The sequence below is a fragment of the Salipiger sp. PrR003 genome, from assembly GCF_010500785.1.
GTDB classification, from domain to species: Bacteria; Pseudomonadota; Alphaproteobacteria; order Rhodobacterales; family Rhodobacteraceae; genus Salipiger; species Salipiger pacificus_A.
The window spans coordinates 80,072-98,984 of the sequence record NZ_JAAGOV010000076.1 but is presented as its reverse complement, the minus strand read 5'-3'; the positions used below and the strand labels follow the sequence as shown (position 1 = coordinate 98,984).

Here is an 18,913-nt window from a genome sequence, read left to right as displayed (position 1 = left end):
ATTTTACATGACCCATTCCAGGAAGGAACGGCGTGCGCTCTCAGCGCGGGCCGCCAAGCAATACGGCATCAAGGGCGAGGCCGCTCTGAAAATCCACGACGCCTACAAGGCACTCGAGGCAGGTAACATCGTGATGGCCAGCAAGATCGCGGCGGAGCTGGCGCAGGCCGGCACCAAGAGCGAGCACCCATGGATCATTCTGGGCGCAATCGCTCTCGACCGGAAAGAAGGTGAGACCGCTCACCAGTTCTTCGTGAAGGCCCGCGAGTACAAGCCCAAGAGCGTCACCATCAGCTCCGGGATGGGCAAGGCCTTCGTGCTCATGGCCGATCCGTTCACCGCGGTGCTGGAGTTCCAGGACGCGATCAAGCTCGGCAGCCAAGAGGTCGCCATGGCGAACCTCTATGGGGAGCTGATGCGGATGATGGGGCGCCACAAGGTGGGGGCCGACAACATTCTGAAAATGGCTCACCGCGGCCGTGTCGATGCTCTCTACCGCATTGCCGGCGAACTCTATCTCGCGGGAGAGTTCTTCCCGCAGGCGGCCAGCTGCTTTGAGGAAGCCTACCGCATTGCCCCGACCGCACCCGAAGCGAAGCTGGGCAAGGTGAAGGCCGACATGCTGACCCATGACTACGATAGCGTGCTGACCGGTACTGAGGCACTCCTCAAGACCAACCCGAGCGACGAGCTCATCGTCATGAGGATGAATGCCCAGCGCGTGAAGGGAGAGTTCGACAAGGCTCTGGCCACGTTCGAGGGACATGACTTCGAGTCCACTGCAGACTACCAGCGCGGCCTTATGGTGCGCGCCAACATCGAACAGGATCTTGGACAGGATGATGCCGCGCTCGCCACGTACCAAGATGCCTCCTATGTCTCTGATCAGGAAGAGCACGCGCTGGGCAAGGTTTTGGGCTCCTTCCTGCTTCGTCGCAGAGAGGTCGACGCCGCGTGGCCGCACTATGCCTTGCGCCAACCGAAAGCGAACCGTGCAGCAATTCCTCTGGAGAACTCGGACCCGGATAACCTCTCCGGCCGCGCACGGGTGTTCTTGATGGATGAGCAGGGCGTGGGGGACCAGATGGCTCTCCTGCCAATGGCCGTCGCTGCTCTGAGGGACCTCGGTGTGAAGGAAGTCTTCTTCGTGACAGAAGGGCGGATCGCCGACGCTCTGCGAGAAAACACACTCTCCGTGACCTGTATCAGTAAGGAGGATTTCGACAATGAAAGCTATTCGGTTGATGGCTCAGAGTGTGTTTTCCTGGCTGATCTTTGTCGCTACCTCGGTGGTCTTTGCGCTTCAGGTCTTCTATTCGGCGGCTATGTAGAGGCCGACCCGGAGGCGGTGGCCGCCCAGCGCGCAGCTTATCGCAAGATCGCTGACGGCCGTCCGATTTATGGTATCTCGTGGAAAAGCGCCGGCAGCCTGTCCGGCTATGTGCGATCGGTTGCCCTGCAGGACATCCTCGCCCGACTGCCTGAGAACGCGATGGTCGTGAGCCTGCAATATGGCGATGTTGCTGACGATATGTGGGAGGCCAGGCAGGCGTTCCCGGGCATGACCTTCCTTGAGGACCAGAAGGTCGACCCGGTGGCGGACATCCGTGCAGCCCTGGTCCAGTTGGCCGCGGTCGATCATGTCATTACGATCGACAACACAACTGCGCACGCCGCCGGCGCCATCGGGCACCCCGATGCGACCGTGCTACTGCCCTGCGGCTCCGAGCGCATGTGGTACTGGGGCGTGGAGGGCGAAGAGGACCGCTGGTACGGATGCCTCAAGGTCCTTGCTCAATCGAAGCCCCGAGATTGGGACAGTGTGCTTGAGCGTCTTTCGTAGGCGCCTACACGAAGCAAGGAAGATTACTGGCGGCCAGGGGGAGACCTCTGGCCGTTTCCATTTTCAGAGTCTCCGGCGAGGACTCTGAAAACTGCTGTTCTTAATCAGTGGGAAACCACATCTCGGGCCCGCGGGAGTACTCTTCGAAGGATTGTGGAATTCATTCCTCACCGAACATCAGCCCTGAACAATTCCTTTTAAGAGACCCAACATGTCAGCTTCTCTCCTGAAGACCATCGCCTCCCAAACGAAGTCCTACGCCCAGAAGGCAATCTCCCCTCACGAGAGGATCATCGATCGCATCAAGACCGTCCGTGTCGAGAGCTTCGAGGATGTTGGAGAGCAGCTCAGCGTGGTCGGGATCGATCTCGAGACCGGTGAACGTCTGCGCATGTTCCGCGAGTGGTCCCGGAGCCCGCGGGTGAAAGAGGTCAATCCGCTCGAGAGGGCTTTCGAGAGTGTCGATCCGGGCGGGGTCATCATGTTTACGGATGCGAGAAAGATCACCGGAGCCCCGGGGGAGACCACATACACATCAGATGGCTACGTGACCGTGGCAAAGAACGGCGACACGCAGGACGCCGAGCTCTACCACAACGTCGATGCTTTCGTAGATGCGCCGGAAAGCATGCCGAACGGAAAGAAGATCCAGATGTTCAACGTGGTCAGGCCAGAGCGCTCGGAGGTGTTCAACACACCCGAGGAGTTCTTCCGGGCTTTCAAGAAGTTCTTCGAAAAGCGCGAGAGTGTCGACGACAGCGTGGTGATCCGCGGATACTCTGAAAAGGAGAAGGCGACCTCATCGATCCGCGTGCTCATGGCTCCCACCGACACGTTCCGTGATCGCATGACGCGGTTTGTCGAGGAGACCCACTACATCGAAATGGTCGGCGAGCTCGAGGGCACATACGAGGTCACCGGCCGCGATCTTCTGAACTCGCTCAGCGATCCCGAGAATGCTACGAAGTGGGAAGTCATCCCGATCAGCGGCGTACGGAAATCCCTCACGGTGAAGGATGACCCGGAGCTATCCGATCGCCTGGAGAAAAAGGGGGATGCCCTCTTCCAGAACTTCGTGAACCATGGGGAGCACCCGACGACGGCATGCCGGAAGGTCTCACTGGGTATTCGTCACACGAGCTATGGCAACGGCTCCCAATTCAGGGATGTCGTGGCTGCCTTCCACGCGCCAGGCAAGGCCCGCCCTCTGGCCATGATCGACACGCCGCACGTCTCAGGCCTGGACAAGGTCATCCCCGGCTACAGCGCCGAGCAGTTCTACTCTGCTCCAGATGACACCCCCGAGATGGACTTCAGCGCCTACATCGAGGACCTTGCCGGTGAGCTGAATGATACGGAGTTCGACTTCCTGGATCAGCCACTCGAGGGCCCGGCTCCCTCTACCTCGCAGAAGCGGCAGGCAGACGACGATATCGACATCGACCTCTCGCTGTTTATACCGGACCCCGAGCCTGAACTTGAGGAGCCTGCTGGAGAGGAAGCCGGTGCTCCTGTAGAGGCAGAGCCCGCTCCCGAGCCTGCGAAGAAGGTTCCAGAGCCAGTTGCTGAGAAAGCACCGCCCGCCGCTGAACCAGAGGTGTCCCCGGCCGAAGATGACAGCGACAGCGACCTCGATCTCGAGATTGATCTGTCCGGTTTCGACCCTGCACTCGAAGAGGAGATCGATGATTTGGACATCGATCTCTCCAGTTTGGACGTCGAGCCAACCGCTGAGCCGGAGGCGGAGATCTCATCCGCAGACGAAGAGGACTTTGGCGAGGTCGATCTTGGCACTCTCGACGTTGAAGAAGCGCCTTCCGATGACAAAGCCGCTGCCGACGAGGAAATCGATGACTGGGAGGTCGATCTTTCCAGTCTGGAAGATGACCCGACACCAGAGCCGGAAGCGGTTCCTGCGCCCACTGTCTCGCCTGCCTCCAAGCAAGATGAAAATTCAGAGTCTTCCACCGTTGGCTTTGTGGAGCTGGATGACGGCAGCTCCTTCGAGGACGACTTTCTGAGTGCTATCCCGGAGTCTGAAAATTCCTCCCCGGAGGTTGCCGACGATGCCGAGATACTTGCATCCCCCGAACCAACTTCGGAGGAGAAAAAAGATAGCGCGCCGCAAAAATCAGAGTCTGAAGAATTGATTGCTCAGAACTTTGACGCTATTGCGGGCGCATTCGGACTTTAAGGATAGACGGAAGAGATTGATGAGCACTCCCAAGACGACTAAGTGGTTGGACCTTTCTCAGTATGGCGTGAAACTCAGCGTTCTGACGGTTCCGAAGGGTGACGAGAAGCAGCGCCTCCTGGTTCTGGCCAAGGGCGACGGCGATGGCGAGCACTACGATGCCATTGGCCAGGCGATGGGCTTCTCGAAGGTCGAACGCGGGGAGGCCTCGTTCTATGTCTATCCGAATGGCGAGCGTTTCAAACTTGGTGAGCTGCTGAAGTCGCTGCGAGCAGAGGGCTACGATCAGGCGTCCGTCGCGGATGTGCCGATCGCGTCTGTCTTCCTTGACGTCTCCAACCAACCGAAAGCGGAAGCTCCTGCGTCCGCCGGGGAAAAGCCGGCCCAGCCCGCTCCCGAGGCATCTGCGCCGGCTCCCGAGGATGTTCCTGAGGTTGCTACCCCGAAGAGCACTCCCAAGAAGGCCGAGCCGATCGAAGACGAGCTGTCCAAACTGCTGCGTACGTCCTACAGCATCGGCACAAACAAGGATGGCCATGATGTCCGCCTGGTTCCGGCCACGGACGCCGCTCCTGCCAGCCGCGTCGTCGTAAGCAAAGAGGGCGAAGCCTTTCACGAAGACGGAAGCGATCTGTCGCCAGGTACCTTCCTGCGCGCTGTCGATCACGACTCCTACAAGGAATGTGTCTCCGCCTTCGGAGAGGAAATCCTGGGAGGAGAGGTCAAGCGTCGGTCAGACATCGTCGACTATCTCAAAGTGATCTACGACCGTGAGGTTACTGACGACAGCCAGGTCTCTGAATTCATCCGTTCACTGGACAGCTTCTTCTCGAGCTGGATGCGTCGCAACTCTGGCATGTCGCTCAACGAGCTCTTCCAGACCTCGACGGCAATCACCGAGAACTGCGCTTATCGTACTCGCACTGCAACCGGGGACAATGAGATCGGCGATCTCAACATGCCGATCTCGGTCATCCTGCACCGTATCGCTGGTAGTCTCTCTGATGACGACACCAACGCAGTCTTCGTGAACCCGGGACAAGGTGCACCCTTTGCCAAGTGGAAGCGTGGAAACCAGGCCAGCCTGCGTGTGTTCGAAGCCCGTGCTGACGAGGCAGACACCCTTCAGAAGTTTTCCCGCGAACTGGGGCTGCGTGGCACAAACCCTGTCGAGCCGGGCCCTGCAGACTATGCGGGTACCGACGTTATCGTGGCCAACGTCCAGACAGGTTGGGCGGAGAGCCCAGCCGAACGCCATGGTCAGAAATTCACACGCCGCGAGTTCATCGAGATCTTCGACGCACTCGAGAAGCGCTCTGAAGACGGCAACGCAATCTTCACCTTCCCAAAGGCAATCGACGGCTCGAACGACGAGGAATTCAGCCGCTTCGTGAAAGTGCTCGGCCAGTACTACGCCATCGAAGGCAATGCCCTGATCGACAGCACCGTGCACGCCTCTCAGGCCGGCGGCGACAAGATGGTTCTGCTAAGCGTCGGCACCCGCCGTCCGGAGCCGCTCGATGAGCCTCACGAGGCGTCGCAGCGCAAGAAAGACATCTTCGACTTCGGCTCGCTCTTCACCTGGTCTTCGGAGGTCATCAAGTCCCGGGCCAAGATCGCGAACTATCTGGCGACGCTGGACGAGGATCGTGAAGCCGAAGCCAGGTCCTCTGAGGCCAAGCGCAATGACTACCAGTCGCCCTATGTTTCGGCCTCCCGCGTTGGTGAGCCCGAAACCATGGTGCCCAAGCACCTCGAGGCGCCGATGCGCCAGGCGATGGCCAATGTTCTGCGAAGCCACCCCGACATCGACGAGTACGTCGCGAACGGTCTCGCGATGACACGTGAGGAACTGTCACGCCGTTTCTCCCCGGAACAGGTCGATGCCCTGGCTCTGGAAGCTTTCGGCGAAGAGCAGGGCAAACGTGGTTTCCACATCGGCGACCAGACCGGCGTGGGCAAAGGACGTACGGCCGCAGGTATTGCAGGTCGCCATATCCTGAATGGGCGCACCGTGGTGATGATGACCTCAAAGTCCGCCAACATCGCGGACATCATCCGAGATCTCGGCGACTCCGGCATGCTTCAGCACGTCAATCCGCTGATCTTCAATGACGGCACCTACACATACAACGACGCCGAGACCGGCGAGACCAAGGTCTATGAAGGCCTGAACAAGGAGCGTGCGCTCGACATGCTGACGGATGTCCATGTCGAACAGGTTTTCAATGAGGAAACCGGGGAGAACGAAGAAATCGAGCGTCGCGTTGTTGCCCATCCTGACGGCTACAACATGGTCATCCTGACCTACAGCCAGGTCTCGCGTGATCTAGAGAAGCTCGAGGCGGAAGAGCCGAATTCGATGATGACCGCAAAACTGCGCTTCTTCAAAGATTACATCGACGAGAACACTGTCATCATCCCCGATGAGGCTCAGAAAGCCACGGGTAGCTCCAACACCGGCCGCAACATCCGCGGAGCGATCGAGGCGTCCTACCGTACGGCGTTTCTGTCGGCGACCCACGCAAAAGACATCAAGACGATGGGCCTCTACAACATCCTCTTCCCAGAGTACCTGGACGAGGAGACCCTGTTCGAGATCATGAACAAGGGCGGAGAGAACGCGCAAGAAGTCATCTCGTCCATGCTTGCCCAGAACGGTGTGTTCATCCGTAGGGAGCATGACAACTCGAAGCTCACCTTCGCGACTGTCGATGACGAAGACAACTTTGACCGCAACCGGCACCTGGTTGATGCCATCTCGCCGATCCTGTCGGAGGTCGCCTTCCTGTCTGGGGATGTGAACCGCCGGGTGCAGCAACGTGTGGCAGCCGCAACTGCGGAACTGGGTCAGCTCGAGATGGAGCGCGAAGAAGTCGGCCTCGACCCGGAGGCTGATCGCAATGAACGCCGCGCAGCCAACCAGCGGGTTCACCGCCAGCGCGCCCGTGTGAAGAGCATCCAAAATACCCGTCTGGGCTTTGGATCGCCTCTGTTCAGGATCATGAAGACTCTGATTTCTGCGGTGAAAGCCGACAGGATCGCTGACATGGCGATCGAGGATGTGCGCAACGGCCGCAAGCCCGTCATCATGGCGGACGGGACCCAAGGGGCTCTCTTCCAGGAGCTCTACGAGCAGCAAGAAGCCGAACAGCTCGAGACCATGGCGCCTCCGAGCATGCGTGATGTTCTGCGCCGAGAGCTGCGTCAGATGTTCAGTGGCGGTATGCAGGAAGGGTCTCAGCGCACTGCAGAAGAATTCCTCAGGGAATTCCACGATGCCGCCTACCAAAGGCTTCTGGGGGAACGTCAGCTCGATGCAGATCTCACTGCAAACGCTTTTCTGGAGACATTCGAGCCCGAGCTGGCCGCCGAGTACACCGCGATGGTTCGCAGGCATTCGACGAGGACTGTGGAAGAATTCCTGCAGGACGAGGATCCTGGGCTTGCAGAGCGGTATGCAGCCATCATGGCGATGATCGACGAGATCCCCGCGCTTCCGATCTCCCTGATCGATGTGGTTCGCGAACGCGCAGCCGAGGTCGGCTTCAACTTCGGAGAGATCACCGGACGTTCTCACGAATACAGTGGCGGTCGCATTCGCCGCAGGAACCGCCCGCGCGCGATCGATGTGGTGAACGAGTTCAACAACGGTGACATGGAAGGAGTCGTGATCAACAAGTCCGGCCTCGAGGGCCTGAGTTTGCAAGATGCATCGTGGTTCAATAACCATGGTCAGCGCGTGATGTACGAAGGCGACACGCCTCAGGACATCAATGACCAAATCCAGGGATACGGCCGCATCTTCCGCCGCGGCTCACTCACCGATCCGATGATCTACGCGATCAACTCGGGCATCCCGGCCGAGCTCCGTACCCATGCCTCGCGAAACCAGAAGCTTCGGAAGCTGAACGCAAACGTCTCGTCGAACCGCGACAGCGCGACGCTCATGGACAACATCCCGGACATGCTGAACCGCGTGGGTGACCACGTCTGCACGGCGTACTTCGAGATGCATCCCGAATACCTGCGCATGCTCGGCATGGACGAGGAGTTTGCTGAGCAGAACGAAGCTGCCCGCGCCATGGATGACGACGGCGCCGAAAACGAAGCCAAGCGCTCCGCGAACCAAATTCTTGGCCGTATGCTCCTTCTGCCCAGCGCCCTGCAAGAACAGGTCCTGGAAGAGCTGCAGACCGAGTTTGAGGCCTATATCCAGGAGCTCGATGCCGAGAACAAGAACCCGCTGAAGCCGAAGGCTCTGCCGGGCGTGGTCCACCAGCAATACCGCAACCTGTTCGAGGGGCCGTCCGAAGAGAACACCATCGATGCCTTCGAGTCTCCGGTGTTCCTCGAGGACTGCATTCTCGAGACCACGGCAAAGCCGCTCAGCGGTGACGAGGTGGACCGTCTCGTCAACAACGCCATGGAGAAGGGCCAGGGTCGGGATGCTGCGGCGCAGGTCAACCGTATCGAGAGTGAGCGAGCAGACCGCCTGAACCGCCTGCTGCGCACGACCCAGGGGTTCGAAAGTGTCGAGGTTGCTCTTGCACAAGGTGACAACAAGGTTGCCAACGCCGATGCACATATGACGCGCCTTCAGACCCTTGTGGAGAACATCAAGCCCGGATCGGAAATCCGCCTGGGTGGATATGAGGATGCCGGCCATACCGGCGTTGTTGTCTCCGTGAAGTATCCCGACCCCCGTAAGGGCGCCTTCTCCGCGACCAGCTATAAGCTGCAGGTTGTGGTTCCGGGCGATGCGTTCCCGCGGCCAACCAGCTTCGATGCGCTCCTGTCGGACAAGTTCTTTGCCCGCAACGAGGAGATGACCGAGTTCCACATCTGGGAGGGCCTCAACGATGCCGATGACGACCGTGTCGACGCGTTGCTTGAGCGGTTCGACCGTGCCCGGGACTTCAAGCAGAAGCGCAAAGTGCAATTGCTGACCGGCAACCTCTTCCGTGCTCTGCAGATCTCGCAAGAGAACAACAACATGGGCACGATGTGTGTCTATGAGGATGCGAAATCTGGCATCATGAAGCGTGGCGTGGTCCTGCACAAGAATGCGCTCGAAGGCCGCCGTATTCCGGTTGCTCTGCGCACACCGGAGATGGTGTTCGACGCCCTTCGCGAGAACCAGGCAATCACGATCTATCCCGATCGCGAACTGGCCAAGCGGTCGCTGGTCATCAAGTCCGGCACCAACGGCTACTCAGTCACCTTCCCGCACCCGAACAACAAGGATTTCGGAAGCATCTATCGCAATGAGCACGTGCTCGAGACCTACGAACGGGTCGCCGCTGCGCTGGGCGGAGATAACGCGGGACGGCGCATGGTCAACACGACGATCAACGATGAGGGCGAACTGCTCGAACTCATCCGCGAGATCATGCAGGACAACAGCATCAGGTTCTGGGCCGGCCCGTCTTATCGCGATTGGGCGAATGACTGGTCTGACAGGATGAACCTTGCACAGATGGAAGCAGATCCCACTCGACACAACAAAGAGGTCGAACTGCCGGAGTACTTCGCGCAGGCGGGATAAGACAGATGAGCAAGACCACCAAAGAACTGATCGCCGAGATCTACGCGCAGCACAAAGAGCACGTTCTGGCGGACAAGGTCCACACCGACGGGGGCGTTGCCCTCGTCGTCACAAACCTCGGGGAAAAGCCAGCCAGCGCGCGGGTTCTCTCCTTCGACGAACAGTCGAAACGTCTGGACAGCTTCGGTTTCGTGGAAACCGGCCGCAACATGCGTCTGGATCTGCGTGCCAAGGGCATTTGGAGCCGGGCCCGCATTCTCAACGACTTGGGTGAAGACCGGAAGACGCACGAGCAATTCCAGGATTACCCGGCGTCCTCCTCGGTCCACGACTTCGGTCTCTTTGGCACCGATCCTGAAATTGGTGCGTACGCTTATGAGGCTTTCGTCCAGCGCGCGAAGGACACGCTGAGCGCCGAGGATGCTGAACGCGTCCTGGCAGAACTTGAAACCACGAAAGACCTCTTCGTGAAGGCAGAAAACGCAAGGCTGCGCAAGCCGCTGAGCGATTTCGGGGTCGACCCCATTCACAAGGACGCTGTTCGCGTTCTGGATGCTTTGAGTGACTACGACTGGAAGACCCTGCGCTTCTATGGGGGCCAGGACGAACGCGGGCTGTACCGGCGCCAGGCGGCCGAGATTTACCCTCTCATGGCGACGTTCTTTGCCCACAACTCAAGCTTCGCCCGTCAGGTCATCCAGAAGCAGAAGCCCCTGAACGCCGAGCTCGCGAAAGTTTTCGGGGTGAAGGAGAAAACTCTGAAAAGGCTGCGCGGTGTCTCATGGAACACCAACGGACTTTCAATCGAGGAAATCATCGACCACGCCAGTTCTATCCCGCCAGACTGGTTCCCCAAGGATGAGGATGAGTGGAATGCCTTCACGCTGGTATCGAAAACGATCGGCCGGCGCTTGAAGTCTGCCTTGTCGGAGGTGACAGACAAGCCCCTCGACGTGCTCTACAAGGGCAGCAAGGGCCAGTGGCAGGAATTCCACCGCCGCTGCGCCATGGCGTTCATGGACACCCGGGCCCCTCAGGGCCTCGAGCCGGACTTCGAGAAGGAACTCCGCGAGAAGATTGACTGGAAGCGCATCGAGAAGGCGGCGAAGAAGAGCGATCGGGATCACCGTTCCACTGTCGATCGCCAACTGTCGCAGTTCGAGTTTCCCGATCCTCAGCTTCGGAAGGAGGTCCGGGATTGGGCCTTGCGCCTCCATAAGCCGGACATGTCCGAGTTCGGCCTGCAGACAGCTGTTGATCAGACCATGGAGATGGTCGAATTCGTCCGCAACCACATCGTCATCCCCGCGGCGGCTTCGCGAGTACTGCAGATCGGTAACCTCGACGACATCTGCATTGCCGGCAACCAGTTTAACGCGGCCAGGCAGTCGACACTGCAGCTTCTGTTCCTCCCGGATCCTGAAAATCCCGGAGCGGGTAAGACTGCGCCCAATATCTTCGAGAACACTCGCTTTTTCTTGAACGACATGGCCCGCATCAGCGAACAGGTCATCGGGGAAGGGATTGCGATTGATACCCTGGCTGGTCTACCTGAGGGACACTGGGCTCGATTGTTCGGAGGCAATCCCGTCGCTCCGAACGGGATCTACTTTGAAAGTTTGACCTGCTCGGAAGAACTCACTCAAGAAGGCTATCGCGGAATTAACCCCGATGGCGTCGAAGGCCTACATCACTGTGTGGGTGGCTATACGAGTACCTGTCGAGACCGCTTCAACCACATCGTGAGCCTGCGCCGTCGAGTCCAGGTCAGAGACCCACAATCTGGTCAGCAGGTGAACACATTCGTGCGTCTGGCTACAGTCCAATTCGAGAAGATCGACGACTTCTCCAAGCCTCTTCAGCAAAGACAGTTCTACGCAATCCGAGACACCAAACCGCCGGTGGAAATGCAAAATGCACTCGCGTGGTTCAAGCAAGCAGTTGCCAGCAAGGAAATCGTGCTGAATGAAACTCAGATCACGCAGTTCATGGCGGCCGCCGGCGAGAGGGTGCTTTCCGATGAAGTCGAAGGCGTTTGCGGCTACAAGTGGAAGGAAGACGACAACATCACGAACGCAATGATGGCGGTCGGTCGCCTCGTCCATAAGGGCGTCACCAAGGACGTTCGCGGCATTGACGACTTCGTCAGTCATCCCGTACTCAAGCCTCTCGTCGCGTCGATCGATCCAATCTACGGCGCCACCATGGATCGGGAACCTGAGCTCGAGGTGGCTGCGCCAGGAATGTGATCCTCGCTAAAGAATAGATAGCGAAAGGCCAGACAGAGAGTGTTCTCGTCTGGCCTTTCCTTTGTCGCGCCGCGAATGAAGTTGGACCTGTGAATGTGAGCCGACGCAGCTAGCCCTTCAACGGTTCAGGCCGTCCACCATCTCAGTTTCACGCCCTTCTTGTGACGTTTCCGGGAGAAGCCCTTTTTGGGAGGGAGGAAGCGCCATTTCTCCGGGGCCTTCATTTTCAGAGTCTGTTGTTCCCCCTGCCCTTCCAGGCTGAAGCGATCTGTCTGCAGCATCAGCAGTGTCCCGAGCATGAAGAGTGCCTCTGCTGACGCCTCGCGCCTGGCTGAGCCGGTCATCGTCTCGATGTCGGGACCGTTCGACCTGAGATCTTCAAGGACCTCCATCTCTTCAACGTATCCCTTTGGCACATGGGTGTAGATCGCAGACATCATGCGGGCCCAGGATTCCGCCGGCACATGGCTGTAAGAGTGCCGCGCACGGCGGGCTAAGTCGGCGAGCTGTGTCTCGTTCCAGGAGAAGAACGCCGGAGCGTGGTCGACGCGGCCGTCCGGGAAACGCCAGGCCACCGTTCCGATCACTGCATCATCCTCATCGTTGGCATAGGCCACCATAACCCCTACCCTTTCGGGATGCTCCACATTGTGCATCAGGATGTCGACATCTGTCCGGCGAGCGCGCTCGGCCCATTCGAACCAGCAAACACCCTCCGGGAGCATCAGGAAGTCGAGGTTATGCTCGATCGTGTGAGGCACATTGCTCACAGTGTCTGATACCGCCATTGCCATCTCATCGGAGATCACGAACTGGCGAGCATCTGGCAGCAACGAAAGAAGCCTCTCCCGCTCCGGCGCGCCAGGCACAGTGGCCAGCATAGCCTGCAGGTCTTCGAGGAGCGTTTTGGGTTCGGCCATGGTTTCTGGAGCGGTCATGCCCGAAGTGTAGTCCTCTACGCTTAAGGAGAGGTTGATTGCCTATGTGGTGCTTCGACCTCGGAGAACGCCCACATTTTGCCGAAGAAGGGTCGGATGGGACCTTTTGGTCACACTGTGATCACCCGGGCGCGAGACTTGATTGAAGTAGGCCCCAGCAGCGGGGTATGCGTCCGGTGTCTGTTGGGGATCCAGGAGAGCTCATCGGACATTTCAATCGATGCGGAGTTTGCCTCTCGGCGTTGCTTCCGCGCGGTCATACGAGATATCGAGCGGCCAAGGTTCCGTCAGCTTCGTGTATTTGCACGGCGGCACGCACCTGTGCGTACGGAACCATACGCCCTCTAGAACGACGTGGGAGACTTCTGTGTGAATCGCGAAATACGTGGAACCTTGGCGCATGCCCAACCCACTTCGCAGTCTGCTCTTGTGGAAGTAAGCGGGGTTCACGTCCATTTATCCACAGAATTTAGCTCGCCTGTGGATAAAACTGCGTGTGTCACCCTCCGTTCCGCGTAGTCTGGGGCCCTTTGGTTTAGTATTCGCGAAATACTTGGAACCTTAGCGGCGGACGTCGGACCAAGATCGACCTGGGGACTCCCCTTCAAGAGGGCCTGGCCGCGAAGTTCAGGGAACTTTGGATGGTTCTCCCGCGAAGCCCGGGGAACTTTAGAGCGCCGCACGGCCGCGAAGGACGGTTCGAGACCTCCGCGTAGTCTGGGGATCCTTGCAGAGCTAACACGCGTAGTCTGGGGATCCTTGCAGAGCTAACACGCGTAGTCTGGGGAACCTTAGCCGGTTATCCGCGAAGTTCGGGGAACCTTGGAGATGGAACCTCAGCTCACGATCGAGCGCGAAGTTCAGGGAACCTTGGAATAGAATTTCTGCTATGTTACTGTTTCTAGGGTATTATTAATGCCCGTGCTCTGGGCGTCGCTCACTAAGGTTCCGTCGATTTCGCGCTCTATTGCTCTAAGGTTCCCCAGACTACGCGCGAACAGGAGGGAGCCTGAAGATAGTTGAATCGGGGTCGAAATGCCGAATCTCACTCGAATCGGACGATATTGCGTACTACCGCCTTTTCGAGAAAAGTTATTTGATTACAGTGGTATAGCGCAAGGGTTCCTCGAACTACGTGGCTCCAAGGCACTTTTGGTCTTCCGCTTAAGGTTCCCTAGACTACGCGGAGAGTGTAGAGGCGGTCGCCAAGGGGCCCTGAACTACGCGGAAAGAATCTCCAAGGGTCCCCAGACTACGCGCGAAACCGTTTGCGTCGGCAACTGTCCGCGTGGATGATGCTTGCAATAATCGAGTAAAAACAAAACTACAGGCGGACAGATGTTGAAAGTGGGCAGTCAAACTCTATTTGACGCTCCCTCCGATGCGAAGGGGGAGCAGATGTCGATGCTCCTTGAGCAGACGGCGTCTAAGGACATTACCAAGGACATCGGGAACAACCCCGTCCTCATGGTCCTCAAGCTGTTCGCCCTCTCGCCCAACGAGCACACGTTCACAACCCGCTTCGCCAACGGCGATGGCTATGTGTACCTGCGCATCGAGGGCAATGAGAAGCTCGGGCCGGCGACGCAACACGACAAGTCGTTCCTCGCGTTCGTTCTCACGCGCATGCTTGAGATGAAAGAGCAGGGCAAAGACTTCCGAACGCTTCGAGTGTCGATCAGCGAGTATCTTCGGAAGATGGGGATCAACTCGAGTGGCCATGCCTACCATCAGGTCAACGAGACCATCGACCGCCTCACGAGCACAAAGGTTTACACCAATGTCGAGCTTCAGGGTGACGGCGTGGTGTCCTACTTCAACTGGATCCAGAGCGCGAAAGTTCACTACACGACGCGCATGATTGCAGGGGAGTCGAAGCGATGCATGACTTCGTTCACCATCGTGCCTTGCGAGTGGATCGTGAACGCTGCTGAGCGTGGAAGCTTCGTCGAATACGCCAAGGGCTACTTCCAACTCAAGAGCCAGCTCATGCAGCGGATCTATGAGGTCGTCAGCACTGAAACTCAGAAGGACATCTTCAAGATCCGGATGCAGGAGCTCATGGAGCGCACCGGGTGTGATACGTCGACAAAGACGTTCAAGAAGAACCTCAAGCGTCAGATCGTCGGGGAAAGCGGAAAGCCCCCCACTAACGTTCCCGAGCACGCAATTTACCCGTACACCGAGGCTCATCCCGAGATGTCTTGCGCTTGGGGAGCTCGTGTACTCGCCGAAAAGCAGTGGTTCGTCTTCGTCAGAGGCCAACCTCAGACGAATGAGCTGAATATCCACCTTGATGAAATCCCGGAGTGGCAACCGTCGTTGAACTCTGAGGATCTCAACTCGCTCGGCGTCTGGGTGGCCGAAGAAGAGGAGGATTTGTGACACCCTAAAAGAAAGAGGTGACCAGAGCGCCAACTCTGACCACCTCTCGATGAGAACCCCAGAGGGGCCTACAATCGTCTTAGCAATTCGATAATAGGCGTCCTCTGATCCGCTTACAACAGAAAAGGACCGGAATGAGTAAATTCCGGCCACGGAGCAGTGATGTCTACTCAAACCACGGAGCCGTTCGTTCGGTCGCCGTTGTGGTGGTTCACGCGCCTCGAGGGCAAGGGTATGCACCTTGCGCTCCTCGCTGCGCTGTCCAAGCACGCCGACAAAGATACGAACACATGCTACCCATCGCAGGGAGCTCTTGCCGACTTCCTTGGACGCTCGCGTCCTTGGGTGAATTCGGCGATCAAGGAACTCGAACAGCTCGGGCTCCTCAAAAAGACGTACCAGACGATCACTACCCGAAGAGGCCAGGCGACCACCAGCTGCCTCTATGAGGTGATCTATCAAGAGACGACTGCCGCGGGTGAAGTGGGGCAAGTAGCTGTCAGAGAAGACAAAATTTCGAATGTCAGCCCCCTGACACCCCCTGTAAAGCAGGCTGACACAAACAAGAATCCAATTAACAAATCTCTCTCTGAAATCTCGATCGACGATTGGAAGCCAGCGGCCTCGACGCTCACCGCGTTGACGAATGCCCTCGGAGCAGATGCTGGGGACCGCTACCTGGCGAAGTTCCGTGCCAAGGTCGCGGAGCGTGGCTATCAGTACGCTGATTTTGACGTGGCTCTCCTCGACTGGCTCGATGCAGATCGCAAACGAGAGCTTCTCGGCAAGCCTCAGAGCGAGAAATCCGCAGCCCGGGCTCGGATCAGGCAGGCCAAGGAGCAGCCAGCGAAGATCGACACCGACGTCGAGGCCTTCGTGGACGCTGCTGATCAGATGCCTGCTGAGGTGAAGACTGCGGTCTACGCAATGCTGACCGGTACGGCACCGGCCGCGTTTGTCTCCGAAGGCGCCCGCTTCAAGGCTGCGTGCCTGATGTTGGCCAAGGACCGCGGCCTCGACTTCTACCGGGCGTGGTTGTCACAGCTCGATTTGTCGTCGATCTCTGATGGAACTCTGCTTGTCGGCGGAGGTAGCTCTTATGGTCGCCGCTTTGTCAGCGAGAAGTGCGAGGGAACGATCGCCAGGGCATGTCGGGCGGCAGGCTTGAGGTTCGAGCGTCTCCGCTTCTCATAGAAGTGCTTGAGACTTTGTCTCTTGCGATATTGCGATCAATCTGAGGAGTACGAACAACGAGGATCAGGTCCGTGGAGAACCAAAACGACGCCACCGAAATGGAAAAGCGTGCCAAGAAGGCAGTGATCGCCTTTGGCATGGTGAACAATCTGCAGATCGACAGCAGCTCTGCTGTTGGAAGTAGCATGCCAGGTTTTGCGCTGCCGGAAGAAGACGGAACGCTCTACAAGCTGAGCGGCCGATCCGGCGTCAGCAGGGACGGCGAGACACCGATCACCAACTTTGTGCTCGAGGTCTCGAGGAATGGAGCCGACTTCGAGCCGATGTCGCAAGGCATCGACATCGACGTCTGTCTTCAGCGCTACGAGAAGCAGCTGGAGATGGAAGCCGGCGTGTCGGCAGGGCCTACTCGCTGATCCTCAGAAGAGGTCAGATGAGAAGCCGTGGATGGTGAGAGCCTGCGCCAGGGCTTGTCGATCCGTCCCGGCATAGGTGTATTCGCCAAAGTAGCTGGATCCGTGATCTTCGAGGCGGACCAGCTCAAGCCCGCTCACCCGGCTCAGTTTCTGGCGGATGGTCTCAAGTTCTTCTGTTTCCTCAGCAATGATCTGGATGAAGCCTCTGAGGCTATCGCCATTCGGCCGCGGTGCCCCGACTAGGCGATAACGCGTGGCACCGGCCGTCCCCGCGGTCAGCCTTGTGTTGTCGATCATGGTTTCGGGCTGGCGGTTCATGGAGCTTGGGAAGGTTGACCAAAACCCATCAAGCACGGTGGCTCGAAGACCGGTGACGTTTCCGGTATCGATGCCGGTGCCAGCGCTCAAGGTGCCCATCCACCCGTTATCTGCAGACCAGTGTGAGATCATGACCTCCCCTTCCGCCCCCTGCGCGGCGTAGAGGATCTCGGCGGCTCCGTAGCGGGTCTTGAGGTGCTTGGACATCACGTCGAAGTCTGCTGCGCCCTCGCTGATCTTCCGATCGTCGGCGTCGAAGGTTGCGGGGACGAATTGGGTGACACCGTCCCTGAACGGGATCCGCCACTTTGAGGCCCAGGTGGAGTTCCTCTGCGCGATGTCCCAACTGCCGTTCTCCCGTACGACGGCCGGCACGACAAGAACCCAAGCCGGCCGCATGGCATCTGGGACCGCAGTGCTTTCAAAACTGGTCTCTCTGGATTGGGAGATCGCAAAATCAGAGTCTTCCAAGCGGCTGAGCACTCTGAGGAGCGAGTGGTACCCGGTTTCATCGTAGCTCTCGTCCAGGATCAGAGCTTTCTCTATGAAGTCTGCCTCTAGAGCGCCTTCTGGCATCTCCAGATCGAAAGCCACCTGCTCGACGGCCCGATGGATGGCGTCTGTACGTGCACTGGACATCGAATGGAGGTCACTTCCGGCCTCGATCAACCATTCTCGTGCGCTGATCTGGCGAACAGATTTCAGAGTGTCTACCTGGGGCGAAGAGGGAGTGACATCGTTGACCTGCCCAACGGCCGGGCTGGCGAGGACAAGAAGTGCAGTTCCGAGTGCGTGGAGGATCGGTTTTTTTGACATGTTTTCCTCTATACAGGCTTCTCCTTATATAAGGATTAATCGTTGCGACCAGACATCTCGGTATGTAGAATAGAATTCGATCTAGGGGCCCGCGCATGGCAAAGAAAACTTCCGCTCAATACGTCCACTACTCCATTCCCGGCGGCAACAAAGCCTTCGCCGAGTGGGAGGCAGATGACGTTCTGGAGCGTGCGAATTCAGCGTTCATCTTCGGCGAGTCAAAGCCCGGGAAGTCATCCGATGATCTTGATGAGCTGTCGAACAGCAAGCTGGTGCTCGACACGGGCTCGGGAAAACTTAGGGTGCGCGCGTCGACAGGTGATAAGTGGTTTCGGCCTGGCCACAAGTGCCCGGACTGCACGGGACGCCTCGAGCTCAAGAAGAAATTCTTCAGGTTGGGCAACCCCAAGTCGCCCTGGTTCTATCTGTGCTCTCACCGCGAGGAGAGAGAGGAGTGTAAGACGGTTCTACCGGCGAACACTGGCGGAAGCCTGGCCTCGGATGTGGCCGATGCGGAAACTCGCCGCGCAAGGAAGCTGACCAGCGAGCAGTTTGATCGTCTGTGGGAAGAGGCGCCGGACATCCTGGACTGGGCGGGAGACCCCTCGGACATGCCCAAGGTGATCAACAAGGCCAAGACCCGTGCGTACCGCTATCTGGCGCATGCTGCAGAAGAAGCCGGACTGTCGGAGAAGAACATCGCAACGATGTCGATCCCCGATCTGCGGGTCGCCTACAAGATCTGCCGGGATGCGGATATCTCGGCAGTCATGAAGTTCTGACTACTCAGAGGCCTCGCCGTCATCGACCGTGGCGTCGGGATCGACCGGTTCAAGCACTTCCACGTCGTTGCTCATAAGCCATTTGTCGATGGCGGCCTGCTCTTCGACCGTGATGAATTTCGCGGTGGGGCTCAGCTTGCGGCGCCCTCTCCGGTGGAGCGGTGATTTTATTCCAGGTTTCCGTGCCATGATCTAGCGCCTCACTGTTCATTCAGTGAAGTGGGCGGCAT

The 18,913-nt window shown here is 58.4% G+C and carries 11 protein-coding genes; 8 read left to right on the top strand and 3 right to left on the bottom strand.

Annotation, left to right across the window (positions count from 1 at the left end):
- The first annotated feature begins 7 nt into the window (after nucleotides 1-7).
- The 4 genes from G0D83_RS25035 (at nucleotide 8) to G0D83_RS25020 (ending at nucleotide 11,834) form a co-directional block, all read left to right on the top strand.
- Nucleotides 8-1,843: a lipopolysaccharide assembly protein LapB gene (locus G0D83_RS25035; RefSeq protein WP_164197293.1), complete on the top strand. Its 1,836-nt coding sequence runs from the start codon at nucleotides 8-10 to the stop codon at nucleotides 1,841-1,843.
- A 211-nt stretch (nucleotides 1,844-2,054) separates the two neighbouring features.
- Complete coding sequence (locus tag G0D83_RS25030) at nucleotides 2,055-4,037, top strand: hypothetical protein (protein ID WP_164197292.1); 1,983 nt, start codon at nucleotides 2,055-2,057, stop codon at nucleotides 4,035-4,037.
- Between the two features lie 19 nt (nucleotides 4,038-4,056).
- On the top strand, nucleotides 4,057-9,585 hold the full coding sequence (locus tag G0D83_RS25025) for a strawberry notch-like NTP hydrolase domain-containing protein (protein WP_164197291.1): 5,529 nt from the start codon (nucleotides 4,057-4,059) through the stop codon (nucleotides 9,583-9,585).
- A 5-nt stretch (nucleotides 9,586-9,590) separates the two neighbouring features.
- The gene (locus tag G0D83_RS25020) at nucleotides 9,591-11,834 is read left to right on the top strand and encodes a hypothetical protein (protein ID WP_164197290.1); all 2,244 of its coding nucleotides are present in this window, start codon (nucleotides 9,591-9,593) and stop codon (nucleotides 11,832-11,834) included.
- A 125-nt stretch (nucleotides 11,835-11,959) separates the two neighbouring features.
- On the opposite strand, the gene G0D83_RS25015 is transcribed toward G0D83_RS25020, so the two are convergent.
- Nucleotides 11,960-12,772, bottom strand: coding sequence for a hypothetical protein (locus tag G0D83_RS25015; RefSeq protein ID WP_164197289.1), 813 nt, complete (start codon nucleotides 12,770-12,772; stop codon nucleotides 11,960-11,962).
- A gap of 1,398 nt (nucleotides 12,773-14,170) precedes the next feature.
- On the opposite strand from G0D83_RS25015, the gene G0D83_RS25010 reads away from it, so the two are divergent.
- The 3 genes from G0D83_RS25010 (at nucleotide 14,171) to G0D83_RS25000 (ending at nucleotide 16,767) form a co-directional block, all read left to right on the top strand.
- A complete protein-coding gene (locus G0D83_RS25010; RefSeq protein WP_164197288.1) occupies nucleotides 14,171-15,157 on the top strand; it encodes a replication initiator protein A in 987 nt (328 codons plus the stop codon).
- A gap of 162 nt (nucleotides 15,158-15,319) precedes the next feature.
- Entirely contained in the window at nucleotides 15,320-16,351 is a 1,032-nt protein-coding gene (locus G0D83_RS25005) for a helix-turn-helix domain-containing protein (protein WP_164197287.1), read from the top strand.
- Between the two features lie 71 nt (nucleotides 16,352-16,422).
- A complete protein-coding gene (locus G0D83_RS25000; protein ID WP_164197286.1) occupies nucleotides 16,423-16,767 on the top strand; it encodes a hypothetical protein in 345 nt (114 codons plus the stop codon).
- Between the two features lie 3 nt (nucleotides 16,768-16,770).
- Here the strand turns inward: G0D83_RS25000 and G0D83_RS24995 are convergent, their stop codons facing one another.
- A complete protein-coding gene (locus G0D83_RS24995; protein ID WP_164197285.1) occupies nucleotides 16,771-17,901 on the bottom strand; it encodes a hypothetical protein in 1,131 nt (376 codons plus the stop codon).
- A gap of 95 nt (nucleotides 17,902-17,996) precedes the next feature.
- Here G0D83_RS24995 and G0D83_RS24990 point away from each other — a divergent pair, with 95 nt between their 5' ends.
- Nucleotides 17,997-18,683: a hypothetical protein gene (locus G0D83_RS24990; RefSeq protein WP_164197284.1), complete on the top strand. Its 687-nt coding sequence runs from the start codon at nucleotides 17,997-17,999 to the stop codon at nucleotides 18,681-18,683.
- On the opposite strand, the gene G0D83_RS24985 is transcribed toward G0D83_RS24990, so the two are convergent.
- A complete protein-coding gene (locus tag G0D83_RS24985; protein ID WP_164197283.1) occupies nucleotides 18,684-18,872 on the bottom strand; it encodes a hypothetical protein in 189 nt (62 codons plus the stop codon).
- Nucleotides 18,873-18,913 lie beyond the last annotated feature (41 nt).